Here is a 26,214-nt window from a genome sequence, read left to right on the forward strand (position 1 = left end):
ATCAGGATTTTAGCCGATCGCGTCGCGCAGAGCATTTTTAGTCATAGCTGCGATCGACTGTTCGGTAGCTTTCGGCAAGTGATAGTATTTCCCTCCAGAAGTCTTGGCCAATTCCTTCGCAAAGCCAGTCGAAATAAACTTGCTCTCGGTATCAATCACCAGCAACTGCATTCCCAAACCGCGAATTTTGGCAGCAATTTCTAACAATTCAGCTTTAATATCTGGCTTTTCTCCATCTACAATCGGTTCCCCCAAAGAACGAGCCAAAGGAATATTCCCCCGCCCGTCAGTAATTGCGACAATCGCCACTTGACCGATATCTCCAGACTGACGGGCGTTGACTCCCACCCGCACGGCTTGAGTCAAACCGTGGGCCAGGGGGGAACCGCCGCCACAGGGCAACCGTTCCAAACGCTTGCGGGCCAAGGCTATGGAGCGAGTCGGCGGTAGCAGCACTTCTGCTTGTTCTCCGCGAAAGGGAATGAGAGCAACTTGGTCGCGGCTTTGATAAGCTTCTGTCAGTAGCTGCATGACTGCACCTTTGGCCGACTGCATTCGGTTGAGGGCCATCGAACCGGAAGCATCGACGACAAAGACGACTAAAGCTCCAGCTTTTCTGGCCAAGCGCTTCGCCCGAATGTCTCCCTGTTCCACAAATACACTGCGCTGAACCCCCCCTTGACCGGGGGGTTGACTCGTCTGTTGCCCCCCCAAGCTTCGGGGGGGTTGACTCGCCTCTTGCCCCCCCTTACTAAGGGGGGGTTGGGGGGGGTGAGAATTCCTGTCGCGGCGGGCTTTTTGGTAGGGTGCGGCGGCTCTGAGGGTGGCGTCAACGGCGATGCGGCGAACGGGGCCTTTGGGTAATACTGGCTTGACGTAACGGCCTCTATCTTCCGAGAAAATGGTGCTGCGGCTGCCGGATTTGCCTTGTTTGTTGGCGGATTGTTGGGCGAATAAAAGCACGCTGGGGTCGAGAATTACGCCTTCGGGGTCGAAGAGAAATTCTTCGGGAATGGTATCTTTTTCTGGTTCTTCTTCAGGTTCCGGGTTGTCTTCATCCTCTTGGTCTTCTTCGTCTTCTTGCTCGTTTTCTGGTTCGTCTTGTTCTTGTTCTGACTGCTTTTGGGGAGGCGGTGGGGGGGGAGGAGGAGGAGAGTTTTCGTCTGGGGGAGTTTGGATGATGGTGGCGCGGGGTACGATGACTAATTCTACGGCGCGGCGCAGGTCTTCGGCGTTAACTTCTGTGCGTCCTTCGATGGCGGCGGCGGCTTTGGCGACGCGGACTGCGAATATTTCGGCGCGGTGTCCTTGAACGCCACCCCGGATGGCTTCTTCTACTAGGTAGGCAATTTGTTCGCGTTTAATGCTGACATCTTTGAGCCATTCTCTGGCTAGGATGATTTGGGTTTTGAGGTTGTCGGTGTCTTCGCTGTATTGATTGAGAAAGTCTTGGGGGGAGCTGGAGTAGGATAAAGCTTGTTCTACTGCATAGACTCTTTCTTGTAGTTCGAGTGCTGCGTCGGCTGAAAGTACGATCGCGATTCGATCGAGCAAATGTTCTCTCAGTGGCCCTTCTTCGGGGTTGTAGGTGGCGATAAATAGAGGTTTGCATGGGTGTTGAAAGCTAATGCCTTCGCGCTCTATTTGGTTGCGCCCTTCGGTTAATACTGTTAGCAATTGGTTGGAAATGTTGTCATCGAGGAGGTTGATTTCGTCAACATAAAGTACGCCTCGATTTGCTTGGGCTAAGAGTCCGGGTTGAAATACGGTTTGGCCGAATTTCACTGATTGTTCGACATCGACTGAACCTAAGAGTCTGTCTTCGGTGACACCCAAAGGAATTTGAATGAAGGGTGTGGGAATTATTTCTGTATTTGGGGAATTACTATCGGTGGTGTGGGCATCTTGCCCGCCATTTTCTGGTAACAAGCCTGATGCCTGTTCTGCAACAATTTCATTAGGTTCGGCGTTGCAAAAAGAATCTTTAACAATTTCAATGGGTGGCAGTAAGGAGTGCAAGGCGCGGGCCATTACTGATTTTGCTGTACCGCGGCGGCCTGCGATCGCAACTCCTCCCAATCCGGGATCGACTGCTGCTAACAGCAGGGCTAATTTGATTGCTTCTTGCCCGACTACGGCGGTGAGGGGAAAGGCGGTGGTGGAAGGGCTAAGGTTGGCTGCGGGCATAGGATTTTCGGATGTAAAAATTTGAACTTAATGTTTAGCTTACTTCTTGGAGTATTTTAACTTCTTGCGGCAGAATCACGGTAAAAGTTGAGCCGACTCCTATTTCTGATACTAACTCGATTTTGCCTTGCAGCAGCGTGACGAGCCGCGATACTATCGCTAATCCCAGACCGGTGCTGTCGGTAGGAAAGAGCTGTTTGCCTGCTTCTCCTGCTTGAAAGAAGGGGTCAAAGATGCGGTTTGTATCTTCGGGGGCGATGCCAATGCCGGTATCTGTAATTGCGATCGCCCAATTTCCTTCTCCAGCATGGCGGCAACTTAATTCGATGCTACCAGATTCTGTATAGCGAATGGCATTGCTCAGCAGGTTGATCAGAATTTGTTGCAGCCGCCCATAGTCGGAGATTACTTGTGTTGGGCCGCCGTCGCTGGTAACGGCGAGCTTTAGTCCTTTAGCATCAGCAATTGGCTGCATCATTTCTACTACGGTGTTAATTACCGATCGTACATTAGTTGGCCGCAAGTTAAGTTTAATTTTTCCTGCCTCGGCGCGAGAAAGTTCTAGTGTGTCATTAATCAGGCGAAGCAACTGTCTGCCATTACGCAATACTCGCTCGATGTGTTCGATACCTGGGAGGGTATCTTTAATTTCAGATTGCCATTTTTCTTGGCGCAAGAACAGTTCGGAATAACCAATAATGGAGTTGAGAGGAGTCTTGAGTTCGTGAGCTAAATGGTAAACGTTTTCTTTATTAACGCTGACGAGGCGAGCGAGTTCTTGATTGGTGAGTTTTAACTGAGTTTGAATTTGTTGAAGTTCCTGGAGCCTCTGAGCGACGTAGCTATTGAAACACTGGGCAATTGCTTCGTCTACTACGGCATCTATCAGCCTAAAAGCTCTGAATACGTCGGCGGTGGTTCCTGCTAGCAATTCTGATTCTAACTGCGAGAATATTACTTGACGCAATAAGTGGTATTCCCTGGCTACTTCTGCTGCGTCGTAGCCTTGTTCTGCTCTGAGAAATCCGTGATCTAAACTGGCTTCAATTATTAGTTTTATTTCGCTGTTTTGATATTGGGAAAGCACTGTGGCCATCGCCGCCAGCAGGTGAGGTATGTGATTTTCGATTGCTGAGTGCGGTAATGCCTCAGCGCTTTCAATTTTCCGATCCTGACGAACTGCTTCAATCCACTTCTTGACGATAGTATCGGTTTTGTCGGCGAGCACTTGGCTGTAGTCCATGATGTCTGCGTGGGGGTTGAGTTTGGCAGAGATTGCCCATGCTTCATTGTAGTGGAGCGATCGCCAGATCGCCATATCAAACTTCGGGCGATCGCGACCCTGCCAAAAGAAGTAGTTTAGATGTGATTTTTTCCCAGTGCCGGAACTCTCTCTAGGGGTCGATCCCAGCTTGTTACTACAATAATCAGCCCTTCAACCTATTGACAGAAGAGCCATAAAGTAGTAGATTGCCTCACACTAATAGTTTTTAATTTTAAGTTTTAAATTTTTCAGGGGAATAAATGGAAAACGTACAAGCTGTGATTGCTGCAACAACATTTATATGTGTAGTTTTCTTAATAATTACAGAATGGATACACCTAACAGTTGCGGCATTTCTGGGAGCGGTAATTCTGGTTTTTACCCACGTGATGACGTTAAACAACGCGATCGAATATATCAGTCGGAGTCACGCAACACTGGGCTTATTTTTCGGAGTCATGGTAATGGTGAGAGCCTTTGAGCCTACCAAAGTATTTGAATATTTGGCAACTCAAATAGTTATTTTGGCTAAAGGCAAAGGCAAAAATTTATTGCTGGGCATTGTCGCAATTACTACGCCAATTTGTGCAGTTTTGCCCAATGCTACGACAGTCATGCTGCTAGCACCATTAATTCCGCCAATAGCCGAAGAAGTCGGGGTAGATTTTGTACCCTTACTGATTTTAATGGTATTTGTGGCTAACAGTTCGGGACTGCTGACAATCGTGGGCGATCCGGCGACATTTATTGTTGGCGATGCTATTAACATGAGCTTTGCAGATTACCTAGCTCAATTAAGTTTGGGCGGGGCGATCTCAGTAGCAGTCTTAGTGGCGATCCTACCTTGGCTGTTTCCCGAAATCTGGAACAAAAAATTAGAAGATTTGGATAACTTGCCGCACCCAAAAATTAATCACCAGCGAGTCTTAGCAGTGGGCGGTGTAATTATAGCTTTCGTGCTGACATTTTTTGTAATAGGAGAGTCTCTGCCCGTGCCTATTTCACCGGCGGCGGTTGCTTTGTTGGGGGCTGCATTGGCAATGCTCTTAGCTCACCATTCCCAAATTGATTCTGTTAATAATATTTTGCGGGATTTAGATTGGAGCACGCTGCTATTTTTTATGTCATTTTTTGTGCTAATTGGCGGTTTGGAAAAAACCGGGATTATCGGTCATCTGTCAGGTTTTTTAGCAGTTATTTTAGGAAAAAATATTTTTTTGGGTTCTTTAGGTTTGTTATTTGTTGTGGGTTTGATGTCGAGCGTGGTACCCAACATTCCGCTGGTGGTGGCGATGGTGCCACTGCTAAAACAATACGTTGTCAATGTCGGGTTCGCACCGGCAGAAATCCTGGCTCCAGATTTTGCAGGGCAGTTTCCAATCGAAGTGCTGCCGCTATTTTATGCGATGATGTACGGGGCAAATTTAGGGGGAAATGGCAGTTTGATAGGAGCTTCTTCTAATATAGTGGCGGCGGGAATTTCCGAGCAGCACGGGCGCCGGATTTCTTTTCAAACTTTTCTGCGTTACGGATTTCCTGTGATGGCGTTGCAATTGGTGGCTGCGGCTGTTTATGTAACTATTCGGTTTCTGATTTGAAGGAAGAAGGAAGAGGGAAGAAGGAAGAAGGAAGAAAAATTGATTGGTAATACCAAAGTATCTAAAATCGCCAATAGCTACTCCTCAAGACATATTGACAAAATGAAATGCTAGTGCTAATTTTATTGAAATTGGCTTAAAAAGTCAAGCCTAATCCAGCAGTGCGCGATCGAACCAAGCGTGTGGCTGGAGCGGAGGAACCAATTTTCGGGGCGAATCTCTACAGAATTAAAAAGCAAAGTTAAAAATTGCCAAATTTGAGTGTAATTTTTGATTTTGAAAACTAAGGAGAAGGACATCTCTCAGTCCTAGCCCGTCAGCTAACTTCGCAGGCATTGAGAAGAGACTGAAAAGCCAAATGTTCTGAAAAAGATTGTTTGGCTTCGTCAGTGTCTCAGGTTGGTATTGTTCAAGATTCTTGTACCTGCCCTGACTCTGAAGGAGTTTGAAATGTTCATACAGCTTAATTTATCTGCGATCGTAGTTGCAGGAGTTGCAACGTGGAAGCGTGTAAAACCCGTTGTCATCCGAGATGCAGTTTTGTTACCTGCTGCGGGTTTTTTGGGAATTCTTTGCTTGTGGTGGATTGTTGCCAGCTTCAACAGCGATTTGATTCCCACTCCCTATCAGGCCTTAATCGCTAATTTAGATTACATATTGCATCCATTTTACCAGCGCGGGCCTGGAGATATAGGCATTGGCTGGCTGCTGCTAGCGAGTTTGCGGCGGGTGTTGGTGGGATTTTTGCTGGGTGCAGCAGTTGCGATTCCCGTGGGATTTCTCATCGGGATGTCTAAACCAGCAATGATGGCGCTCAATCCGCTGATTCAAATCTTCAAACCGGTGTCGCCGCTAGCTTGGCTGCCCATAGCTTTATCGATTTTTAATTTAGCAGAGCCGTCGGCCATTTTTGTCATATTCATCACGTCTTTGTGGCCGACAATTATCAACACAGCTTTGGGAGTTTCTAACGTTTCCAAGGATTATCTGGATGTGGCGCAAGTTTTGGAAATGCCACGCTGGAGGCGAATTACCAAGATAATTTGGCCGGCGAGTTTGCCATACATTTTTACAGGTTTGCGGATTAGTTTGGGGATTGCTTGGCTGGTAATTGTAGCGGTGGAAATGCTGACAGGCGGCGTGGGAATTGGCTTTTTTGTCTGGGATGAGTGGAGCCGTTTGAATCTGAGTTCGGTCTTTTTAGCGGTGTTTGTAATTGGCTTAACTGGACTTTGGCTCGACGCTGCTGTTGACAAAGTTCAGGAATTAGTAACGCATCGATCGGTCATTAATCATTAGCGATTAGTCAGTAGTCATCAGTCATTAGTCAGCAGCGAACAGTTAACTATCAACTGTCAACTGTAAGGTGCGTCGCTCATCGATGGTCGATTTTTGTTTGTGATGGTTGGTGGCGACGCACCCTACAACTACTACAACTTCAAATCTAAAATCTAAAATCTAAAATCTAAAATTGTATGAGTGACAAGTTTTCCAATGAATGGAAGCGCCGAGAGTTTTTGCAAGGAATGGGAATGGCGGCGGCGGGAATGGCTTTATCTGGTTGTGCAATTAGCGCGGATCGATCGGCAAAAGGACTCACAGAAGAAGCCTCAGCCGTAAAGCAGGTTGTCGATTCCCGAACCTTAGAAAAACCAAATTTAACCGTAGGATACGTGCCGGTTAACGATTGTGCACCATTTGCGATCGCCTGGAAAAAAGGTTTTTTCCGCAAATACGGTTTAAACGTCCAACTCAACCGCGAAGCAAGCTGGGCAACCTCCCGCGATGGCCTAATCTTCGGCCGCCTCGACGCCTCCCCAGTCGTATCCGGCGCGGTCACAAACGCCCGAATTGGCGCAGAAGGAGCGCGGCACGCACCCCTGTGCGCGGCAATGACAATTCACCGCCACGGCAACGCCATGACGATGAACAAAGCTATGTGGGATTTCGGTTTGCGCCCGTGGCACGAATACAACGGCAATTTGGAAGAATTTGGCAAACAATTTCGAGCCTTTTTTGACAGTCAGCCACCAGAAAACAGGGTTTGGGCAGTTGTTCTGAGTTCTTCGATTTACGAATACTTTGTCCGCTACATATCGGCGGCTGCGGGTGTGAATCCGTTGAAAGAATTTCGGGTAATTATTGTGCCGCCACCGCAGATGGTAACTAATATCAGGATTGGCGCCATGCAGGCTTACATGGTGGCCGAACCTTGGAACACGCGGGCAATTCAAGGCAATTTGGGAGTGGGTTTTACCTTCGTGCAAGGCAAGGAAGTTTGGCTGGGGCATCCCGATCGCCTTTTGGGAGTAATGGAATCATTCATTGAGGAAAATCCGAAGACTTATTACTCGCTGGTTAAGGCAATGGTGGAAGCTTGTCAGTATTGCAGCAAGCCGGAAAATCGCAGTGAAATAGCGGCGCTGCTGACTGAGCGATCGTTTACGGGGGCGAAACCGAAACAAGGGGCGATCGACAAATTTACGCGACCGGCAATAGTTGGCGACTACAACTATGGAGGGTTTGACGAAAAAGACCGCACCATACAATCGTCCGATGCAACTATTTTCTATGACATTCCTAAGAATTTGCCTCAAATACCGGGAAATCATTCAACATTTATGTGGCAGTCTCAAAGTATTTGGTTGATGACTCAAGCCGCTCGCTGGGGACAGATTAAAGAAGTGCCGAAAAATGCTGAGGAATTAGCTAAAAAAGCTTGGAGAACCGACCTTTACCGACAGATTGTTGCCGAAATGGCGATCGATTGTCCGAAGGAGGATTACCAAGTGGAACCTGCAGAACTTTTTATTGATAAACAGGCATTCGATCCAAGCGATCCGGTGGGTTATTTGAAGAGTTTTGAAATTGGAGCCAACCGCCCTCAGTCTTTTTTTCAGTCTTAATGTTTGAGATGTTGCCTTTTTCCTCATGTCCCGCCAGGGAATTTATTCCCTGGCTAATAGCTAAAGTCGGTTGAAACCGACTGCCCAATTTTAGGATTTAGGCAATAGCAAGAAAATTCCATTAACACTTTACTACTTTTTAGGAGAATACCGTGAGCCAATACACTTCTACTTCTACCAGTACCCAAAGTTCGGTCAAGAGCGATCGTCTATTTCTGGAAATAGAGAATTTGTTCAAGTCTTACAAAAATGGTGACGGTACAGAATTTAGCGTTCTCGAAAATATCAATTTAAGTATTGGAGAAAACGAATTTATTTCGGTAATCGGTCACTCTGGGTGTGGCAAATCAACGCTGCTAAAAATAGTGGCTGGTTTGGAAAAACAGAGCGGGGGAATGGTGACTCTGGAAGGAAAAGAAATTCGCAAACCTGGAGCCGATCGCATGATGGTATTTCAGCACTACGGATTGCTGCCTTGGCTGACGGTGCGGGAAAATATTCGGCTGGCAGTTGATGAAGTTTTGCAAAGTCTTAGCCGTTCCGAGAAGATTAGTCTTGTCAACGAACACCTAGCAATGGTAAACTTAACGGCAGCAGCCGATAAATATCCAGACGAAATTTCAGGGGGCATGAAACAGCGAGTTGGAATTGCGCGAGCTTTGGCGATTCGACCGAAAATGTTATTAATGGACGAACCGTTTGGAGCGCTGGATGCTCTGACTCGTGGCAAGTTGCAGAAACAGGTGCTGGACATCTGGGAAAATCACAGACAAGCTGCAATGATGATTACTCACGATGTGGATGAAGCTATATATATGTCCGATCGCATTGTGCTGATGACAAACGGCCCGGCTGCGACGATAGGTGAAATTTTGTCAGTGCCGTTTTCGCACCCGCGCGATCGCCAAGAGTTGCGGGAATCCCAGGAGTATTACGAACTCCGCAACTATGCTTTGAATTTTCTCGATCGCTACTTTACCCAAGACGAATAACGCCCGACGAACAGAGAAAACAATTCACTTAATAGAGGTCAAGCCTGTGAATCTCAAAACAATGTTAGCGCGTTTTGAAAGTGCATTGGGATACCAAAATTTAGCAGAAGAAATGGTATTGCTGCCGGAGCCAAAAGTACCCATTTCTAAGAAATCCAAATCTCCACAACAGCCAAAAACTATCAATTTTATTGTCGGTTACAACAGTTCTGCTCAAAGTCAAATAGCTCTGGATATTACCCTTTGGATGGCGCATCAAACTCGTTTAGTAACAACTAAAGAAGTCACGGTTCAAGTAGTCTACGTGATCGACGAAGCGCCAAAAGGTTACGGCGAAGATACTGGAAATTTTGCTGTGGAAAATTCCCTGGCTAACACGCCAAAATTGTGGGAATTAGAGGAAACATTCACCCTAAATTGTGCAGCGCCTGCGATCGCTTTACCCACCCAAATCCCCTCGGTATCCCAGCACAAAGATTGGATAGACCCGCATTATTTCCAAGCAATTTATGGTGAAAATAATGAGTACGAGGTTGCAGATAAGTTGCTGTGGCAAGCGCGCTGTTTGGCTGAGGAATGGCGCGGTTTATTCAAAGCTCATTTACGCATCGGGCGGGTTGCTACAGAACTGAGAAATGTGGTGGAATTAGAAGCAGCAAATTTACTCTTCTTGGGCTGCGATTCTGGCAACCACCCGCTGGTTAAGGAACTAGGCAATAATTTTCCGTGCTGCGTGCTCGGTATTCCTTCGGCACTCAGCTATCAGATGGATGTTCAGCCTGAAGAAAGTTTGAGCAAGTTACAGTTGGCGACAACTATACCTGCACGTTAAACTTGTTCACTCGTTGGGCCAGAATCTAAATATGTAAGGTGCAGCGCACCCTTTTTTTGCGTAAATTCTGTATCGTTCAAAAATTAAAAATGGTTTCCTCCCTCGAAGTCCTAATTATGACACAATTAGGACTTTTTTTGATGGTGGAGAATTTTAAAGTTATCGTCAAGGAAAATTATCGGCACTTATCTGATCGTAGACAGTTCGTTAACTAATTTTATCTTTCCCCGGCACACAGATCGCAGCAGGCGATCGATCGAGCGTTTGTCTTCCTCAGTCAAAGTTTCATCAAAAATAGCAGCCATCAAACCGTACCTATCCGCTAGAGTAATGTAGCCATTTTGATTCACTTCGGCAAACAGCTCGCCCAAAGCAGATGGAATCAGGTGGACAGGAGTTTGCATAGTAATTGACTCTCTCACTCGACGATCGCGCGATCGGGCGTTTCTGCGGCAACCAAAGGCGATCGCACTATAAAAATTTATAGCTGTATTGCCTTTAAATGTGTGACAATAAACAGCAAAATTTGTGATAGTAAACAGCAAAATTTGTGAAGTAAATCACATTAAAAATTGGCGGATTATGCTAAGATTGCAGTTGCCGTTGAGCGAAGACATAGCAACTGCAAACTTAATTTTTTCTAAAGATTGAAAATCACCACTTCCTCCACAGGTTCAGCTAACTCAAACTTAAACACCCGCGAATAGAAATAGAATTCGCCGTCAAGAGTTCTTTTGATATTTTCAGCACGGCGAAAACCGTGCTGTTCCCCTTCATAAGCAACATAAGCAACCGGCAAACCTTTAGCTTTCAATATGTCTACCATCATTTCCGCTTGATTGGGCGGAACCACTTTATCTTCTAATCCTTGAAAAAAGATAACGGGACAAGATAAACGTTCGGCGGAATGAATCGGCGAACGAGCTACATACAAATCTTTTCTTTCAGGATAAGGCCCGATTAATCCATCCAGATAGCGCGCTTCAAACTTGTGAGTATCCGTTGCCAAAGCTTCCACATCGCTAACTCCATAATAGCTCGCACCGGCCTTAAACACATCGCGGAAAGTAAGAGCGCACAGAGTGGTGTACCCCCCTGCACTGCCTCCGGCGATCGCCATTCTTTCGCCATCAACTAAACCTTTTTGAGCTAAATATTTAGCACCGTTAGCGCAGTCGTCAACATCGACAATTCCCCAACTATCTTGCAGTCTTTTTCTGTATTCTCGGCCGTAACCCGTGCTGCCGCCGTAATTAACATCAAGCACGGCAAAACCGCGACTCGTCCAATATTGAATTTTCAAATTCATGCTGCTAGAAGTAGCAGCAGTTGGGCCCCCGTGACTTTTCACAACAAGCGGCGGTTTTTCACCCGCAGGTGCTGCAAAATCTTGATTTTTCGGGGGATAGAAGAAACCGAAAGCAGTCAAATTGTTTTCCGTGGGAAATTCGATAGGTTCCGGTACAGAAAGATAACCAGAGTTGATGCTTAAATCGCTCGATTTTCGCAGAACTTCTAGTTGACTTGTTGCTAAATTTAATTGTACAATAGCACTAGATTCTGTCGGCGAAGCTGCCAGAAAAACCACATTTTCTTCCCGCGCTTTGACGGAGGAAATATCAGTGTAAGGCGTGTCAATTGTTGTCAAATGCTTTGTCGTTAAATCAAGACTCGCTAAATACCACAGGCCTTGCTGAGTGTAGGTGCAAATAATTTTGCTTTCCGAGACAACGGCATAAGTAGACATTCCAAAAACCCACTGAGGAAGTCCGAATTCAGCCGCCATTTCGCACAAGCTGGTTTCTATCTCTGCTTCCCCCCTTACCAAGGGGGGATTGAGGGGGGTTCTAGATTGCCAGCGGTAGAAATTCCACCAGTTAGACTTGTCAGAAACAAAATACAAAACTCCATCGGGCGACCATTCCGGTTGAAAAATCGACTCCTCAACCCCGCCAGCAACCAAGTATTTTTCACCTAAAGAACCGTCAGCCTTAATTTCTGCCACCCACAATTCTGTGCCATCCCACGGCATATTTGGGTGGTTCCAACAAATCCAGGAAAGTTGAGAACCGTCTGGACTTAAACGAGGGGAAGCATAAAAATCCTTGCCCTGAGTTAAGATTTGAATATCTTCGCCGTTATCTAAATTAATGCTAACAATAGTATTGACAGGTTCCCCCTCACCCGCATGGTCTTCGCGCACGCAAATCAGGCGATTTCGTTGCTTGTCAACTATCGCATCTGCATAGCGACAATTAGCAGCAGGAGTCAGAGGTTCGGGTTGAGAATTTAATGTTTGAACATAAATACGTTGGTCAGCAAAATGAGAGAAATAGACAACACCGCCAGCAACTGCAAAAGCAGCGCCGCCGTATTCGTTAACGCGAGTGCGAACATTAAAAGGATGCGGTGTCACGTCGTTGATTGTACCATCAGGAGTGCGCCGCACGAGGACGCTTCGCCCCGCTTCCGAAGGTCTTCCCTCAACCCAGTAAATATCATCGCCGTCAATAGCAATTTGTCCGAGTCCGACAGTTCCAGAAACAATTAAATCCGAAGAAATAGGTGATTTCCAAGAGCCGTAAGGTGATACTGTGGTCATATAGTTAAGGCCGTTGTGTTTCTCGCACAAAAAAAATAATATTTGTAGTTTACAGTAATTCAGTGACCGGGGAAGCAAAATGTCTAAAAAACTCGTACTAATGGATCACGACGGTGCAGTTGACGACTATCTCTCAGTCGTGTTGCTGATGACAATGGAGGAAGTCGAAACTCTGGGAGTAATTGTAACTCCTGCGGACTGCTACATTCAACCGGCGGTGAGTGCAACGCGCAAAATCCTTGATTTGATGGGGCGTTCAGAAGTTCCGGTGGCGGCGAGTACGGTGCGGGGACTCAACCCATTTCCGGCGTTATTTCGGCGAGATTCCTTTGCAGTCGATCGACTTCCCATTCTAAATGAAAAAGGAACCATTGACACGCCGTTAATATCAGAACCCGGACAAAACTTTATGGTGCGAGTTTTGCAAGATGCAGCCGCACCAGTCACATTAATGGTAACGGGGCCGTTAACAACAGTAGCGCAAGCTTTAGATATCGCGCCAGAAATTGAAAGCAAAATTCAAGAAATTGTCTGGATGGGAGGCGCCCTCAACGTTATCGGCAACGTTAGCAAAGATATGGAACCCGGACAAGATATGTCGGCGGAATGGAATGCTTACTGGGACCCGATAGCAATCGAGAGAATTTGGCAAACCCAAATTCCCGTTGTCATGTGTCCTTTAGACATCACGAATAATGTACCGCTAACTGTAGAATTTTCCAATCTCTTAGCCAAACAGCGCAAATATCCAATTTCCGACTTAGCCGGACAGTGTTATGCCCTAGCAATATCTCAAGATTACTATTTTTGGGACATTTTGGCAACCGCTTATTTAGCGCATCCAGAATTTTATCAACTGCGAGAATGGGAAACAGAAATTGTGACCGAAGGCATCAGCCAAGGACGCACAAAAGTTAAAATAGGAGGACGAAAAATTCAAGCAATGGATAAAGTAGACACAGCCAAATTTTACAAATACATATTACAACAGTGGGCGCGGTAAAAATCCCAATCTCTGCTAGAATCGAGCAAAATCTCCGTACAAACCCCCCCAGACACAAATATTCACATCCTCTTCTCCTCCCTCTCTTCCTCTGCGCCCTCTGCGCCCTCTGCGGTAAAAAAAACTCATCTCAAAAAATGCTGCCAATTCTATCAATCATCCCCTTAGCCCAAACCCCTCCCGCACCTCAAGAAATCCTCCAAATCCAAGAAGTGCGACCACTCCCCGGAGAGTTAGACAACATACCAGTATTTAACAGCAACAGCCCAGAATTAGTGCTGCAAGAAGGAATTTTGCTTTCGACATTTCCCCCAGATAGTAAAAGATTTCCGGCGGCACATTTAAACTTTCCCTTTCAAGGACGTTTCGACATATTTGCCCACCACATAGCCCGCGCACCTTCCCCGGAAGATTTGCGAACATTGTATCAAGGAGTAATTGTTTATAATCCGGGCAATAAACCTGTAAAATTAGATATATTGCAAGCTGCGAGTTATCTCAGTCAACCCGATGCACCTTTTATTGAATTGCCGCCGCAAGTCGATAATTCAAACAGTAATATTTACGCCGGGCCGGGAAGTCGCGCTGTGAATGATATTCTCAGAGGAAGGAGACAGTCTGACTTTGATCCGCAGTTAATTATTCCACCGGGAAAAAGCCAACTGTTGATGAATCATCCGATACCGGTGCGGGAATTAGTACCGCCGCTAAACGGTCGATCGACCTTGATGCGGTTACGCAGCAATGGTATAGTCTATGTTGCCAGTCTGGCGATGTTTGCCCGAGTTGACGCACAGGGAAACGAGCGATCGCCCAATTTAACAGAATGGCAAAACTTATTAGACAATGGTAATATAGCCGGGCCGCGCGATCGAACTCCCACACCGCCCGAAATCACCGAAGGTCAAATAATTTACGGCCGAGTTGCCGGTGTAGCATTAGGTTCACAATGGCGAGCACTTCTCTCAGACAACCCCGCCACCTCAAACCTAGCAATTCCCCAACCCGGAACAGCATTTTCCTACCCATTAAGCAGCCTCCCGCGCGGAATGCTGGGAACAAATCAAGTGCAAAGTGCGAGAATGCTAGTCCGCTACCCAGATACAGCATACCGCGCCCACGGCAATTACGGAATTCAATACAGTCTCAGCTTGCCGCTATACAATTCTACCAGCAAAAATCAAACTGTAACTGTCGCGATTCAAACTCCAATTAAGACAGACAAATTAACTTCAGGAGGACTTAGTTTTTTAGAACCTCCGGCACCTCAAACTTTTTTTAGGGGAACTGTCAGAGTGCGCTATAATGATGACAATAAAGTGCCTCAAACTCGGTACGTGCATTTAGTGCAGCGGCGGGGACAGCAGGGGGAACCTTTGGTAAAACTAGAGATGAAATCGGGAGAAAAGCGGCTTGTAGAAGTGGATTTTATTTATCCGCCCGATGCGTCGCCGCCGCAAGTTTTGACAGTGAAAACAAATTAAATTTGATTTGATTTGAACTTGTTTAAGATTAGCAATTATATTATGTCCGGTCGATTACCATAAATCAGGTAGGGGCGGGTTCACAAACAATATCTGCCAATAATTAACAATCTCAAAAACCCGCCCGACCGGGATATTAGGGTCAATCGAGCGGACATGATATTAACCGGGATTTCCCATCTCGACAATGTGTTTGAGAGCGTTTAAGGATCGCGAATTAAATAACTTACAATTTTAATAGTTATTGTGGGATGGGCGTCCCGCCCGTCTTTTTTGGATGGGCGTCCCGCCCGTCTTTTTTGGACGGGCGTCCCGCCCATCCCACTTTTAAGAGTGGAAGTTATTTAATTCTCATTCCTAATCACTCTCTTCCAAAAAGGTTTGTACTCTACCGTTCGGTCGCAAAACCACTCTAATTTTTGGGTTTTTTCCATTAGAAACGGCAGAAACAAACGGCTCGCCGGCTAATGGCATATTAACTTGCTCGATATAATCGGCTGCTGCTTTTCCCATCGGCATAATACTTTCAACTGACCCATTTTCATCGATCAGCACGCTGTATTCCAAAGTTTGTTCCATTCCTTCAGGAGGCTTCCAGCGTTCCTCAAAGTAAGTTCTAGCTTCTGAAACTTGAGGAATAGTATCAAATAAAGTGCGGTTTTTTTTGCTCGCCGCCACCTGATTGTTATCCTCAGACTCCGCAGGCGGTTGAGCGTCCTCAAGGGCTGGGAGTTCGGTACTGGCTGGGGGGACAATCGGCTCGATGGGGCTGGGGAAGGTTTGGGGCGGGGGAACAGGAAATCGGGAAGCCGACAGGGATGGCGGCAGGGGGGGCGGTACGGCGGGAGCCAGTCTCGGCGGTAGAGGGGGCAGCACGTAGGGTACTGGTGCGGGTGCTTGGGGGGCGGAAATGGGCGGTTCTTCGGGGGCGGGAATTGTGATTGTTTGCCCTTGAGGGAAAGCTGGGGCGCTCTGTGGGGCGCTGGCTGCGTTGCCGTTGGCGGGAAATAGCAGGGGTGGCTGCTGGATAGGGCTGGGTCTGTTGGTGGCTGGAGTTGGGGCGAGGGCGATGGGGGGTAAGCTGGGGCTGGGGGAGGCGGCGGTGTTGATGGGCGGGGGCGGCAGGGGCGGTAAAGCGGGTGTGGCTGCGGGTGTTGGTGCTGGGGGTGTCGGTAGGGCGGGAACTGGACTGGGGGAAACGCCGGCAGCTAACTGGGGGTTTCCAGGAACGGTGCTCAATTGTGGATTGGCGGGGGCTGTGGCGGGGGCTGAGGCGGTTTGCGGGGAGGTGGCGGTTCGATCGAGCATTTTGATAGTTCCTGTCGTCAGGCCGGCGCTGGCTACCAGCAATGCTGCCACCTTGAGCCAGGGTGAGGACAGCGGTTGTCGGGGTTCGCGGTTGAGGTTGGGAAGCGCCATCACTTCGGCGGCGCAGTTATCTAGTGCTGTGGCTAAGTCAAACAGTTGCAGGGTGCTCAAGGGAACTACTGGCCCGGATTCTGCGGCGCTCAAAGAGCCTAAAAATAAGTTGTGGGCGAGCAAGCCGCGGGGTTCTAAGCGGGGGGGAACCGGAAGGTAGGCTGTGTTGGGGGCCCAGGTTGCTAGTTCGGCAGTGTTGACGGCTCGATCGAATATAACTGCGTTATCCGATGCTTCTGGCGAGTCTGGACCTGCTGCGGTACGATCGATTTGAGAGTTGAGGTTGTTTTCCCAATCGCGGGATTCGCCGAGCAAGTTTTGGACGTAGGTGCTAACAGCTTCGTGGAGGGTTTCGAGTTGAATGCGATCGCCCCTGATAGTAACGTGTTGGGTATCTGGCAGCCTGGGGTCGTCGAGTCGCAGCTCAAAACTTAAAGATTTAAACACCGGTTGGCCCGCCCAGCGAGATAGAGGCGAACTTTTGGCTGTAATTTCCAGCGTGCAAGTGGGGGGCGTGTACCGTTTGAGAACCATAGCGAAGAAGGAAGAAGGAAGAGGGAAGAAGGAAGAAGGAAGAGGGAATAACTATGTTTTATCTGATATTTTGCAGCATTCTTAACAAGCTTTTTTAGCAACAGGCAAGATGCCTGTTCCACAACAAATAAATTTTTTGGTGGAACAGGCATCTTGCCTGTTGCGGAGCTTTGTCATTCTCGTTCCCATTATGCTTAGCTTAATTTTTAGCGCGGTCTAGAAGTGCCAGCCAGAGGCGGCGGTGGCCGCCGGGACTGCTGTAAAATAGCAAATCGATCAGGAGTTTGAGGGCCAAATTAGTCAGTTCTCGGGCCGATAAATTTTCTGCATCTTCCATGCGCGAGCTATAAGTGTTGCTGAACCTGTCAATATAATCTCCCAACAAAGCGATTGTGTGAGGTTCGCGGTTTTGCTCTGCCATTTGTTCGAGCAAAGCAACAGCGCGGCGGATTAAAGCTTGGTGCTGACAGGCCAAATGACAGCTTATCAAAACGAGCGATCGAGCTTCCTCCACATCGAGTTTTTTGCGCCCTCCCTGGCCTTTCCGCAGCGGGTTAGATTGGCGCAGCCGCCACAAAGCTACCCGATCGGCTACCATTGGCTCTAAATTCAGTTCGGCTGCTACCTTGAGCATCGCCTCTGAGCCAATTTCTGCCAGTGCTTCTAGGGCTAACAGCACTAAATCCAGTTGGGCTTTAATGTTGTCCAACTGGGTAGGTTCTGGTGCTTTTTGGGTCAATTCTGCCCAGTTGGGAGATGGGCCCGTTTCGTTTGTGGGAGCGGAGGGCTTTACGGTCGAGCGCATGGCTTCAGCACGGGAAATTAAGACAGGTTGAGGCAGGATATCAAACAGTATGCAGTGATAAAAGCTTTGCAGCCTGTGGGCAACAGCACATCTGTTAAGTTGTCTCCATAGCTCGTTGCTTTGATTCCGGCAATCCTAACTGCAGGACGGAGTTGCGGGTGAAAAGTTGCGGTTTCAAGGAAGATCGATCGCGATCGGCAAAACCCATAGATTTTTACCCCTAACCATGCTACGCCGCAGAGTGACCGAAATCAAATCAGTGCCTTGAAACTATCGGGACTTATATCAATGCAAACATCCTAGCGCTCTCGAATGCTACTTATAGTCTGTCGCTACTCATAGTCTGTCAGATTATAGTTGTCATGGCTTCATCTGGCGCCATCTATGGATATTACGGAGCAATTTGGTAAAAAAGTTAGACATTTCCGAAAGCTCAGAAATCTTTCCCAAGATCAGCTTGCAGAACTATCTGAATTACATCGCACCTATATTGGTTCAGTTGAACGAGGGGAACGGAATATAACGCTGCTTAATGCCAGCAAAATAGCCAAGGCATTATCCGTTAGTCTAGCTGAACTGGTAACTGCTGATGACTGAAAGAAGACTAGAGCAAATTTTAGCAAGATACCAAAAATCATTTACCGAAAAAATTTATGCAGAAGAGAATGAAGAACACGATATTTTAATGGATGTGTTTGGTATTTCTCCAATAATAAAAAAAGAAAATAGGCAATATTGGGGGCGTGAGTTAGGTATGTGTTGGCAATCGTTAGTTACTGAAACGTGTAAAACATATTGCAGTAGCTTTAAGCCAGCATTGAAAGTTGAAAGCGATGAGCCGTGCGATCTGATTGTTGATGGGTACGCAATAGATACAAAATATCGTATTGGCTCAGGAGATTCTGGAACACTGAAAAAGTTCAAATCTTATGGCGAACTACTTCGTAATCTTAATTACGAGCCCGTCTTTTTAATACTTAGACAAGATAATTTGCCCGCAGCTATTACAGCGTGCCAAAAAGGGACTTGGAAAGTTTACACAGGGGACGATTCGTTTGAGTTTATACAAACAATAAGCGGGTTTGATTTAAAGTCATTTCTTATTGAAAAAGTGGGAGAATTCCCTGTATACCGCTGAAACTATCAAGGCGCTTGTTGATAATCTCTATGTAGTCAGGTACTATTTCAATGCCAACATACCTAATGCCAAATTCTTGCGCCGCCAGCAATGTAGTTCCAGATCCTGCGAAAGGATCGATTAGAATAGAATTTTCCAAACGCGGTACAAATATTTCGACCAGCTTTCTCATGAGAGCGATTGGTTTAACTGTGCAATGGACGTTAAACTCCTCGGTTTTCTCACGCTGTATACCTTCTAAAATATTTGACTGAAAACCACCGAACCGATCTTTAGTATAAAATAGACCAGTACCATACTCCTGTAGAGTTTCCAAGTAATTATTGACCAGTGGTTTTTGAAGTACGCAGATTGCTTCCCATTCGTTCCTCAGACAACTGTGCCAACCATCCCATTTTTCAGAATTTTCATATCCTTTCTTCTCTAACTGTTGTTTGATATTGACACCCTTAGGGATACCGCTCGATCTTTTATAAACAAGAATATCTCTCGCATAGAAACCAGCACTTTCAAGTGCTACTTGTACGTGAGCAACAGTCCGCGTGCTGTTGAAAACTAAAACTGTCGCACCCGGTTTGCAGATCCGAAAAAGCTGCTCACCCCACTCAAAGCACCACTTTTCATAATCCAGAGTGTTGTTACGATTCCTTTGATACCATTTTTCATTTCTGACTCCACCTGCTAAACCACTGCCATAGGGAATGTTTTTGACAAGGGTTTTATTTCCCTTGCCATTGACTCTTTCAATACGCCTTTGAATTTCTGAGTCATCCCATTTATGACCAATAAATTCATAATTATAAGGTGGGTCAGTGATACAGGCAGAAATATAATTTTCTGGCAAGGTCTTCATCACTTCACGACAGTCGCCCACCAAAACTTCATTTGAGGGAGTTTTTTTCATGAGTCAGGCAGTTACTAAAGTGGGAAATCAACTCTTAATTATGCCACATTTGCAGTAGATAGTGAATCTAAATGAGTCGTGAAACACTCTTCTCTTTCCAAACTTCGCGTTCTTTGCGTCTTCGCGGTTCGTAAAAAAAAATCACAACTCATTTACACTCCCTATAGGCAGTCTAAATCATAGATTCATTCCAGCTTGTTTTGCTGCATCCAAACATATAATTAGTAATCCACCAGAAATCCCTCAATCCTGACTACTTCAAATAAACCACCGTCACACCTGCACCTCCTTCTTTTTGACTGGCGAGCTCAAAGCGGGAAACCTGCGGGTGATTCGCGAGGAACTCGTGAACCCCGCGCCGCAACTGTCCCGTACCTTTACCGTGAATTATCCATAGCACTCCGTATTCCACAGCCTTGGAAAGAGCTCTGTCTATTTCGATTTCTGCGTCTGAGACTCTCGCACCCCGTAGGTCGATCGAATTATTAGCAGTGCGAATGGCAATTTCGGGATTGGGTTTTGCAGGTTCCGCCGCTGCTTGCTTAGCTTTAGCCGTAGCGACTGCTTGTGCTTGGGCTGCAACCTTGGCTAATTGAGCTTTCGTTTCCGGTTTTTGACCGTCGAGGGATTCAATTTCTCCTAGTTTGACAGTCATTTTCATAATCCCAAACCGAACGCTCAACTCTTCGTTAGCGTCGGGGCCGCTGAGGACTTCGGCGGTTTGGCCCAAGCTGGGAATGCGGATGCGATCGCCCACTTTCGGCATAAAACTCGGTTTGGGTTTAGCCGGTTGTTGCCGAGAGGGCAGGTGTTTTTGGGAAATTTGATTTAAGGTTTCTGTCGCTTGTTGGGCATTTTGAGCCGTCTGATTGCCCGACTGCAAGCGACGAATGATTTGAGCAATTTCTGATTTTGCCGACCCTATCGCCTCATTTACTGCCACTTCCTGAGCTATTTTTAGTTCTCGCTCCCGCTCTTGCAAAGCGGCTGCTTTTTGAGAAACTTCTCTGTGCAATTTTTCGGTTTGGTGTAGCAGTTGAGTTGCTTCTCTGGCCTTGGTTTCCTGTTTCCGGCGCTGTGCTTCGAGTCCAGCAATTACTTGATTGACATCTTGAGACGCTCCCCCGACATAGGTTTGAGCTTCATCGACTATGGATGCTAGCAAACCCAGTCTTTTGGCAATGGTGAGGGCGTTGGAACGTCCGGGAATTCCCCACAGCAAGCGATAGGTTGGCTGCATGGAATTGTCGTCAAATTCTACTGAGGCATTTTCAAAGCGGGAGTCTTGATATTTGAGGGCTTTGAGTTCGCCAAAGTGGGTAGTTGCAACTGTTAATAGGGAATGTTGGGCGAGGTATTTCAACAGGGCGATCGCCAATGCACTGCCTTCTGAGGGGTCTGTTCCCGCTCCTACTTCGTCTAACAAAACTAAAGATTTGGGAATTGGTAATTGGGAATTGGTAATTGGGATTTGGGGTTGGGGAATTTGTAATTTAGGTTTGAGAATTGGGAGAGCAGAAACAGTGTTCTGTGTATCTATGACTTCTTCGTCTTGCTGTTGGGAATTAGTAATTGTCAGGTTTGAATTTTCTGCCCCTTCAGCCTGCGATTTATTTTGTAAAACTTCTAAAATGCGGCTGATGCGGCGGATATGGCCGGAGAAAGTAGACAAACTTTGCTGCAAAGATTGTTCGTCACCAATATCGGCCAAAATATTGTCGAACCAAGGCAATTCTACGGGTTCGCGGGCGGCAACAAACATTCCTGCTTTCGCCATTAAAGCTGCCAATCCCAAGGTTTTGAGGGTGACAGTTTTGCCGCCCGTGTTGGGGCCAGTAATGGCGACGACGCGGATGTGCGGCCCGATCGCTAAATCGACCGGCACGACTGGAAAGCCTTGCTCGTGCTGTTGTTGCCAAACTAATAACGGATGGCGCAACTGGCGCAGGGTAATTTGCGATCGCAGGTTGCGAATTAATAATTGACTGTTTTCTTCTTTTTCCTCATCTTCTTTTTCCTCATCTTCTTTTTCGGGATTTTTTGGTGCTAATTCTGGCTCTCCCAATTCGATAAATTTCGGCGGATTTGCTTGCAGCCAAAAACTATAACGCGCTTTAGCGACCGCTAAATCTAAAGTTGTAACTACAACCACCAATCTGTCTAAATCGGGTTTTACTGCTGCGACTTGCTCGGTGAGGGCGCGGCGGACTGCTTCTTCTTCGGCTTGTTCTTGCCTGAGAAACTGCCGCATTTGGTTGTTAAGATTGACTGTATTGTGGGGTTCTACGTAGAGTGTCGCGCCACTGGCCGAGGAGTCGTGAACGATGCCCGGTATGGCATCTTTTTGGGGAGCTTTGACGGGAATGACAAAGCGTCCGCTTCTTTGGGTAATTAGCTGTTCTTGTACGGCGTTGGATTGGCGCTGCAAAATCCCCTGCAATATTTGATAAATGCGATCGCGCAACTGTCGCATTTGAACTCTAATTCCTGCTAATTTAGGAGTTGCTCTGTCTGCTACTTGAGCGCGATCGTCTATACAGCGATGGATTTCTTGCTCTAGTTCGGGATAAGTCCGCAATTGGGCTGCTAGTTCTTTGAGCGTCGGCACATCTGCCTGAGAGTCAATTATCCGGCGCAATTGCCTTGCTCCGGCGAGGGTAGTAGCAATTGCCAGCAATTCTTCGCCGCTGAGCAAACCTTGGAGTTCGGCTCGTTGCAGGGAAGTGCCGATGTCTTGGATTCCTTCAAAACTCAAAGCACCGCCAGCGCGGCTCTCTAACTGATAAGCTTCCTGAGTTTGGGCGAGGAGTTCGGCTGTTTGAGCTTGAGTTGCCGGGATTGCGAGGTCAAGGGCGGCGGCGACGCCGAGTTTGGTGGCCGCGAAGGTAGCCAAGTGCTGACACAGGCGCGGCCATTCTAATAGTTCTAGTGTTTCGGCTTGAATCAAAGTTGAGGTGGTGTTGGTAATTGGCATTCTCAGGCGCTGACCGAGAAGGTGAATTTAACGATACTATTAATTAATTTTAAAGTTTTTTATTGTTTCCTGGCGCAATTTGAGAAAGTATCTGCGATCGCCCTCCGCAGTCTTTCGGCCGACAGCTCTGATGTAACATTAATTACGAAGGAGAAAATTTGCATTTTTGCATTACCCGTCTAAAATTATACCTTCTCGTGATACCATTCCCCAAAAAATCTACAACTTTAGGCAAGCTCCCAACTATTATACAGTAAGTCAATCGATTTTAGATTTTAGATTTTAGATTTTAGAATTGAAGCATTGACTTGCGCGAGATAAATACGTTCGGCAAGTTTCTCGGATACAGGTTTTTAATTTCTCCACGGATGAATCACGTGGCGGGTATCCTGGATGTTTTCGGTCATTACCAATTTTTTACTCTAAAATATAAAATCTAAAATGGTATGGGCTATTTTGGGTTTTGAGGGAGCGGGTATGGGCTGTTTTTTGATGTAATTGAACTATTTTGGAATTTTAAATCTGTCAGCGCAATTCTGGCGGTTGTATCCTAAAAAGTAATTTGTGGAGATGATAGAAGTATGGCAAAGATTCTGGCGATCGTCGCGGATACTGTGACTTTTCAAGTTGTGAAAGAGTTACTCAGCCAAGAGGGACATCAGGTGAGAGTCGTTTCCGACGACAAGGAGGGTTTAGACTTGGCGAAGGAATTGTCCCCCGATGCGATAATTTGCGACGGGACTTCGCGTCAAATCAACTTCTTGGAGGTGTGCCGGCTGGTGAAAGCCGAGCGAGAATTGGCGGCAGCCTATTTTATTCTGCTGACAACACCGGAGCAATTTGATGAAGTTCAAGCATTGGATGCGGCCTTTGACGATTTTCTGTTTAAACCGATAGTTAAGCAGGAATTATTGGCGCGGGTGCGCGCGTCTAAGCGATCGCACGAGTTGAGGGCGCGGTTGGAGTTAACCCAGCAAGAATTGGATCTGTCGCGCGATCGAATGCTGCAAAATGAAAAAATGTCTAGTTTGGGCGAATTGGTGTCTGGGATAGCCCACGAAATTAACAACCCCATTACTTTTATTTACAGCAATCTAACTCACGTCCAAAGCTACGCAGCCGATTTAATTGAACTGCTGCGATTGTATCAAAAAGAGCTAGTCAATCCCGGAGCGGAAATTATGCAAAAACAACAAGATATGGATGTGGAATTCGTTCTGGACGATTTATTGAAAATTGTGAGTTCCATGCGTACCGGGAGCGATCGCATCCGCCAAATAATTTTGTCGCTACAGGATTTTTCCCGCAGCGATCGATCGGGCTGGCAGTTATTTGATGTTTCCGACGGTTTAGAAAATACTCTGTTGTTGTTGCAGCACCGCTTGCCGGCTCGCGAGGGAAGGCGAGACATCAAGGTGATCAAACAATTCGGCAATTTGCCACAGATTGAGTGTTATGCAGGTCTGCTAAATCAAGCTTTTCTGAATATCATCAATCACGCGATCGATGCTTTGGAAGAGTCGGCTCAAGAGTTGGAGGAGTTGGAATCAATCAAATTTAAGCCCGTGATTTTGATAACCACTCAGGTAGTCGATGGTCAGCGAATTTCGATTGAGATTGCTGATAACGACATCGCACATAGCAAAGATATCACAGCCCAAATTTCCGATCCATTTTTGGCAGCAAAACCTGCGGAATCACCCATATCATCGGGACTTGCTCTCAGCTATCGGATAATTGTAGAGCAGCACAAAGGAGAGTTCAAGTGTTTTTCCGAACCGGGTAAAGGCACTAAAATTCAGATAGAGATTCCGCTGCGTCACAGTTAATTAGGAATGAGAATTAAATAACTTACAATGCGTGATGGTTCTTGTGGGATGGGCGTCCCGCCCGTCCAGAAAGGGCGAGCTAAGAGTGCCCAACCCCTAGTCCCCACAAACTTGTGTAAATTATTTAATTCGCGATCCTTAATAGTATTTACCGTTGGTGGGGGCGGATTTTTGAGATTGTTGGTTTTAGCCTGAGATTATGGTGAATCCGCCCCTACAATGACTGCTTTTTTTTAAAGGTAAAATTTTGTAGAGGGAATGGCAGAAGTTATCGAGAAGAGACTTGAGTTGATCTTCCAGAGATTTGAAGGAGAGAGGAAGAGAATAGAAATATGAATAATTCCACGGAGAGGGGCAACGACGGGGGGTTGCCCCTACAAAACACGGTTATGTAGATGTTGTGTGTCTAGGAGTGAAATAACTAAAGGGAGACTTGCGCGCCTTGAGTATCGAGGGCGATCGCCCTTACCTCAGCCTTTACCCCAAATTCCATCCAAGCAGCCGCCATCCCTTTCTCAACCGCAACAGCGTTAGCCACATCCGTTAAAGCTAAAAGCGTTGGCCCGGCACCGCTAATTACCATTTCATAGGCCCCTGCATTCAGGGCAGCTTGCTGCACCGCTTCATATCCCTTAATCAGAGATTGCCGGTAAGGTTGGTGAATTTTGTCTTGGAGGGCGCAGCGCAGCCAGTTTTCATTGCCAGTTTCCAAAGCCCGCACTAGCAAACCGAGGTGTGCAGCATTAAAAATCGCGTCAGCCCGACTGTAATCTGCTGGCAAAACTTTGCGGGCTTCGGCTGTAGACAGTTCAAAATCTGGGATGGCTACCACCGGCACAACATTCGGATGCCAGGGAATATCGCAAATCTCCCATGAACCCCCCCCCTGCCCCCCCTTGCTAAGGGGGGGTGATTGTGTGAGCCCCCCCTTAGCAAGGGGGGGTGATGGTAGAATTTCCGCATCTAAGGGTGATTGTTCTGTTAGCCCCGCTTCACGGAGAGAGAATTCTTCTCTTAGCCCCCCCTTACTAAGGGGAAGTTGTTCTCTTAGCCCCCCCTTACTAAGGGGGGGTTGGGGGGGTGCATTGCTAGCAGCTTCGGTAAGTGCGGGTGATTGTTCTGTTAGCCCCGCTTCACGGAGAGGGAATTCTTCTGTTAGCCCCCCCTTACTAAGGGGGGGTTGGGGGGGTGCATTGCTAGCAGCGAGGCGACATCCTCCCAGTAAAGCGGGGACAACGTTGTCGGGATGTCCTTCAAGTTCGATCGCCAATTGCATCACTTCCACCTGACTCAAAGGCGCACCGGCTAACTCATTTGCACCGACTAACCCACCGATAATAGCTGTGGCGGAACTTCCTAAACCTCTAGCCAGCGGCACTTGCATATCTATATGTATGGCTACGGGCGGCGGCGATTGGTTCAGGCGATCGTATAACTTTATAAATGCTTGATAAGCGAGATTGCTGTCATCTGTCTTGACTTTGGCGGCTTCAGAGCCTGTAACAGTAATTTTTAGTTTCTCGGTTGCTGAGGGTTCGAGTCGGGAGAATTGGAAGCGGTTGTAGAGGCTTAAAGCGGCGCCGATGCAGTCGAATCCTGGGCCTAAGTTGGCGGTTGTGGCGGGTACGGTGACGGTGACGGTGGAAGTTTCGAGCATTTTTTGAATAGTTAATTTGGAATGTTTAACCGCCGATGAATGCGGATGAACGCAGAGCGAAGGATATTATACTATGTTTTCAAAAG

Annotated in this window: 19 protein-coding genes and 1 riboswitch; of the genes, 10 read left to right on the top strand and 9 right to left on the bottom strand. The window is 47.0% G+C overall.

Annotated features, from left to right (window positions below; translation table 11 throughout):
* Positions 1-9: 9 nt before the first annotated feature.
* The gene (locus QT973_RS00335) at positions 10-2,187 is read right to left on the bottom strand and encodes a VWA domain-containing protein (RefSeq protein WP_333055720.1); all 2,178 of its coding nucleotides are present in this window, start codon (positions 2,185-2,187) and stop codon (positions 10-12) included.
* A gap of 34 nt (positions 2,188-2,221) precedes the next feature.
* Positions 2,222-3,505, bottom strand: a complete 1,284-nt coding sequence (locus tag QT973_RS00340; RefSeq protein ID WP_333055719.1) for a HAMP domain-containing sensor histidine kinase — start codon at positions 3,503-3,505, stop codon at positions 2,222-2,224.
* A gap of 206 nt (positions 3,506-3,711) precedes the next feature.
* On the opposite strand from QT973_RS00340, the gene QT973_RS00345 reads away from it, so the two are divergent.
* From QT973_RS00345 to QT973_RS00365, 5 genes are all read left to right on the top strand, one after another.
* Positions 3,712-5,049 carry an ArsB/NhaD family transporter gene (locus QT973_RS00345; protein WP_333207686.1) on the top strand — a complete coding sequence of 446 codons (1,338 nt, stop codon included), beginning with the start codon at positions 3,712-3,714 and terminating at the stop codon, positions 5,047-5,049.
* Between the two features lie 137 nt (positions 5,050-5,186).
* A riboswitch (cyclic di-AMP (ydaO/yuaA leader) is annotated at positions 5,187-5,399 on the top strand.
* A 100-nt stretch (positions 5,400-5,499) separates the two neighbouring features.
* Positions 5,500-6,348, top strand: a complete 849-nt coding sequence (gene ntrB, locus QT973_RS00350; RefSeq protein WP_333055717.1) for a nitrate ABC transporter permease — start codon at positions 5,500-5,502, stop codon at positions 6,346-6,348.
* A 176-nt stretch (positions 6,349-6,524) separates the two neighbouring features.
* Positions 6,525-7,955 (top strand): ABC transporter substrate-binding protein, encoded by a 1,431-nt coding sequence (locus QT973_RS00355; protein ID WP_333390277.1) that lies wholly within the window; start codon positions 6,525-6,527, stop codon positions 7,953-7,955.
* A 152-nt stretch (positions 7,956-8,107) separates the two neighbouring features.
* Entirely contained in the window at positions 8,108-8,947 is an 840-nt protein-coding gene (locus QT973_RS00360; RefSeq protein WP_333390279.1) for a nitrate ABC transporter ATP-binding protein, read from the top strand.
* A gap of 46 nt (positions 8,948-8,993) precedes the next feature.
* Entirely contained in the window at positions 8,994-9,779 is a 786-nt protein-coding gene (locus QT973_RS00365; protein WP_333232654.1) for a universal stress protein, read from the top strand.
* Between the two features lie 185 nt (positions 9,780-9,964).
* Here the strand turns inward: QT973_RS00365 and QT973_RS00370 are convergent, their stop codons facing one another.
* Positions 9,965-10,183 (bottom strand): hypothetical protein, encoded by a 219-nt coding sequence (locus QT973_RS00370; RefSeq protein ID WP_333055713.1) that lies wholly within the window; start codon positions 10,181-10,183, stop codon positions 9,965-9,967.
* A gap of 236 nt (positions 10,184-10,419) precedes the next feature.
* Positions 10,420-12,381, bottom strand: coding sequence for a S9 family peptidase (locus QT973_RS00375; RefSeq protein WP_333055712.1), 1,962 nt, complete (start codon positions 12,379-12,381; stop codon positions 10,420-10,422).
* Between the two features lie 79 nt (positions 12,382-12,460).
* On the opposite strand from QT973_RS00375, the gene QT973_RS00380 reads away from it, so the two are divergent.
* Together QT973_RS00380 and QT973_RS00385 are read left to right on the top strand one after the other, a co-directional pair.
* Complete coding sequence (locus tag QT973_RS00380) at positions 12,461-13,384, top strand: nucleoside hydrolase (RefSeq protein WP_333055711.1); 924 nt, start codon at positions 12,461-12,463, stop codon at positions 13,382-13,384.
* Between the two features lie 137 nt (positions 13,385-13,521).
* On the top strand, positions 13,522-14,868 hold the full coding sequence (locus tag QT973_RS00385; protein ID WP_333055710.1) for a DUF3370 domain-containing protein: 1,347 nt from the start codon (positions 13,522-13,524) through the stop codon (positions 14,866-14,868).
* 357 nt (positions 14,869-15,225) lie between these two features.
* Here the strand turns inward: QT973_RS00385 and QT973_RS00390 are convergent, their stop codons facing one another.
* Both QT973_RS00390 and QT973_RS00395 read right to left on the bottom strand, forming a co-directional pair.
* Entirely contained in the window at positions 15,226-16,821 is a 1,596-nt protein-coding gene (locus tag QT973_RS00390; RefSeq protein ID WP_333234327.1) for a DUF4335 domain-containing protein, read from the bottom strand.
* A 199-nt stretch (positions 16,822-17,020) separates the two neighbouring features.
* On the bottom strand, positions 17,021-17,626 hold the full coding sequence (locus tag QT973_RS00395) for a DUF3038 domain-containing protein (RefSeq protein WP_333260719.1): 606 nt from the start codon (positions 17,624-17,626) through the stop codon (positions 17,021-17,023).
* Between the two features lie 384 nt (positions 17,627-18,010).
* Between QT973_RS00395 and QT973_RS00400 the strand changes: the two genes are divergently transcribed.
* Positions 18,011-18,223 (top strand): helix-turn-helix transcriptional regulator, encoded by a 213-nt coding sequence (locus QT973_RS00400; RefSeq protein ID WP_333044298.1) that lies wholly within the window; start codon positions 18,011-18,013, stop codon positions 18,221-18,223.
* A complete protein-coding gene (locus QT973_RS00405) occupies positions 18,216-18,764 on the top strand; it encodes a hypothetical protein (protein ID WP_333055707.1) in 549 nt (182 codons plus the stop codon). The genes QT973_RS00400 and QT973_RS00405 overlap by 8 nt, the downstream gene beginning before the upstream one ends.
* Here the strand turns inward: QT973_RS00405 and QT973_RS00410 are convergent.
* Both QT973_RS00410 and QT973_RS00415 read right to left on the bottom strand, forming a co-directional pair.
* Positions 18,727-19,668: a site-specific DNA-methyltransferase gene (locus tag QT973_RS00410; RefSeq protein ID WP_333055706.1), complete on the bottom strand. Its 942-nt coding sequence runs from the start codon at positions 19,666-19,668 to the stop codon at positions 18,727-18,729. The genes QT973_RS00405 and QT973_RS00410 overlap by 38 nt on opposite strands.
* Positions 19,669-19,921: 253 nt before the next feature.
* A complete protein-coding gene (locus QT973_RS00415) occupies positions 19,922-22,615 on the bottom strand; it encodes an endonuclease MutS2 (protein ID WP_333390352.1) in 2,694 nt (897 codons plus the stop codon).
* 608 nt (positions 22,616-23,223) lie between these two features.
* Between QT973_RS00415 and QT973_RS00420 the strand changes: the two genes are divergently transcribed.
* A complete protein-coding gene (locus QT973_RS00420) occupies positions 23,224-24,471 on the top strand; it encodes a response regulator (protein WP_333055705.1) in 1,248 nt (415 codons plus the stop codon).
* Positions 24,472-24,892: 421 nt separating this feature from the next.
* On the opposite strand, the gene QT973_RS00425 is transcribed toward QT973_RS00420, so the two are convergent.
* Positions 24,893-26,128, bottom strand: a complete 1,236-nt coding sequence (locus QT973_RS00425; RefSeq protein WP_333055704.1) for a homoserine kinase — start codon at positions 26,126-26,128, stop codon at positions 24,893-24,895.
* Positions 26,129-26,214 lie beyond the last annotated feature (86 nt).

The sequence above is a fragment of the Microcoleus sp. Z1_A1 genome (genome assembly GCF_036700305.1).
Classification (GTDB): Bacteria; Cyanobacteriota; Cyanobacteriia; order Cyanobacteriales; family Microcoleaceae; genus Microcoleus.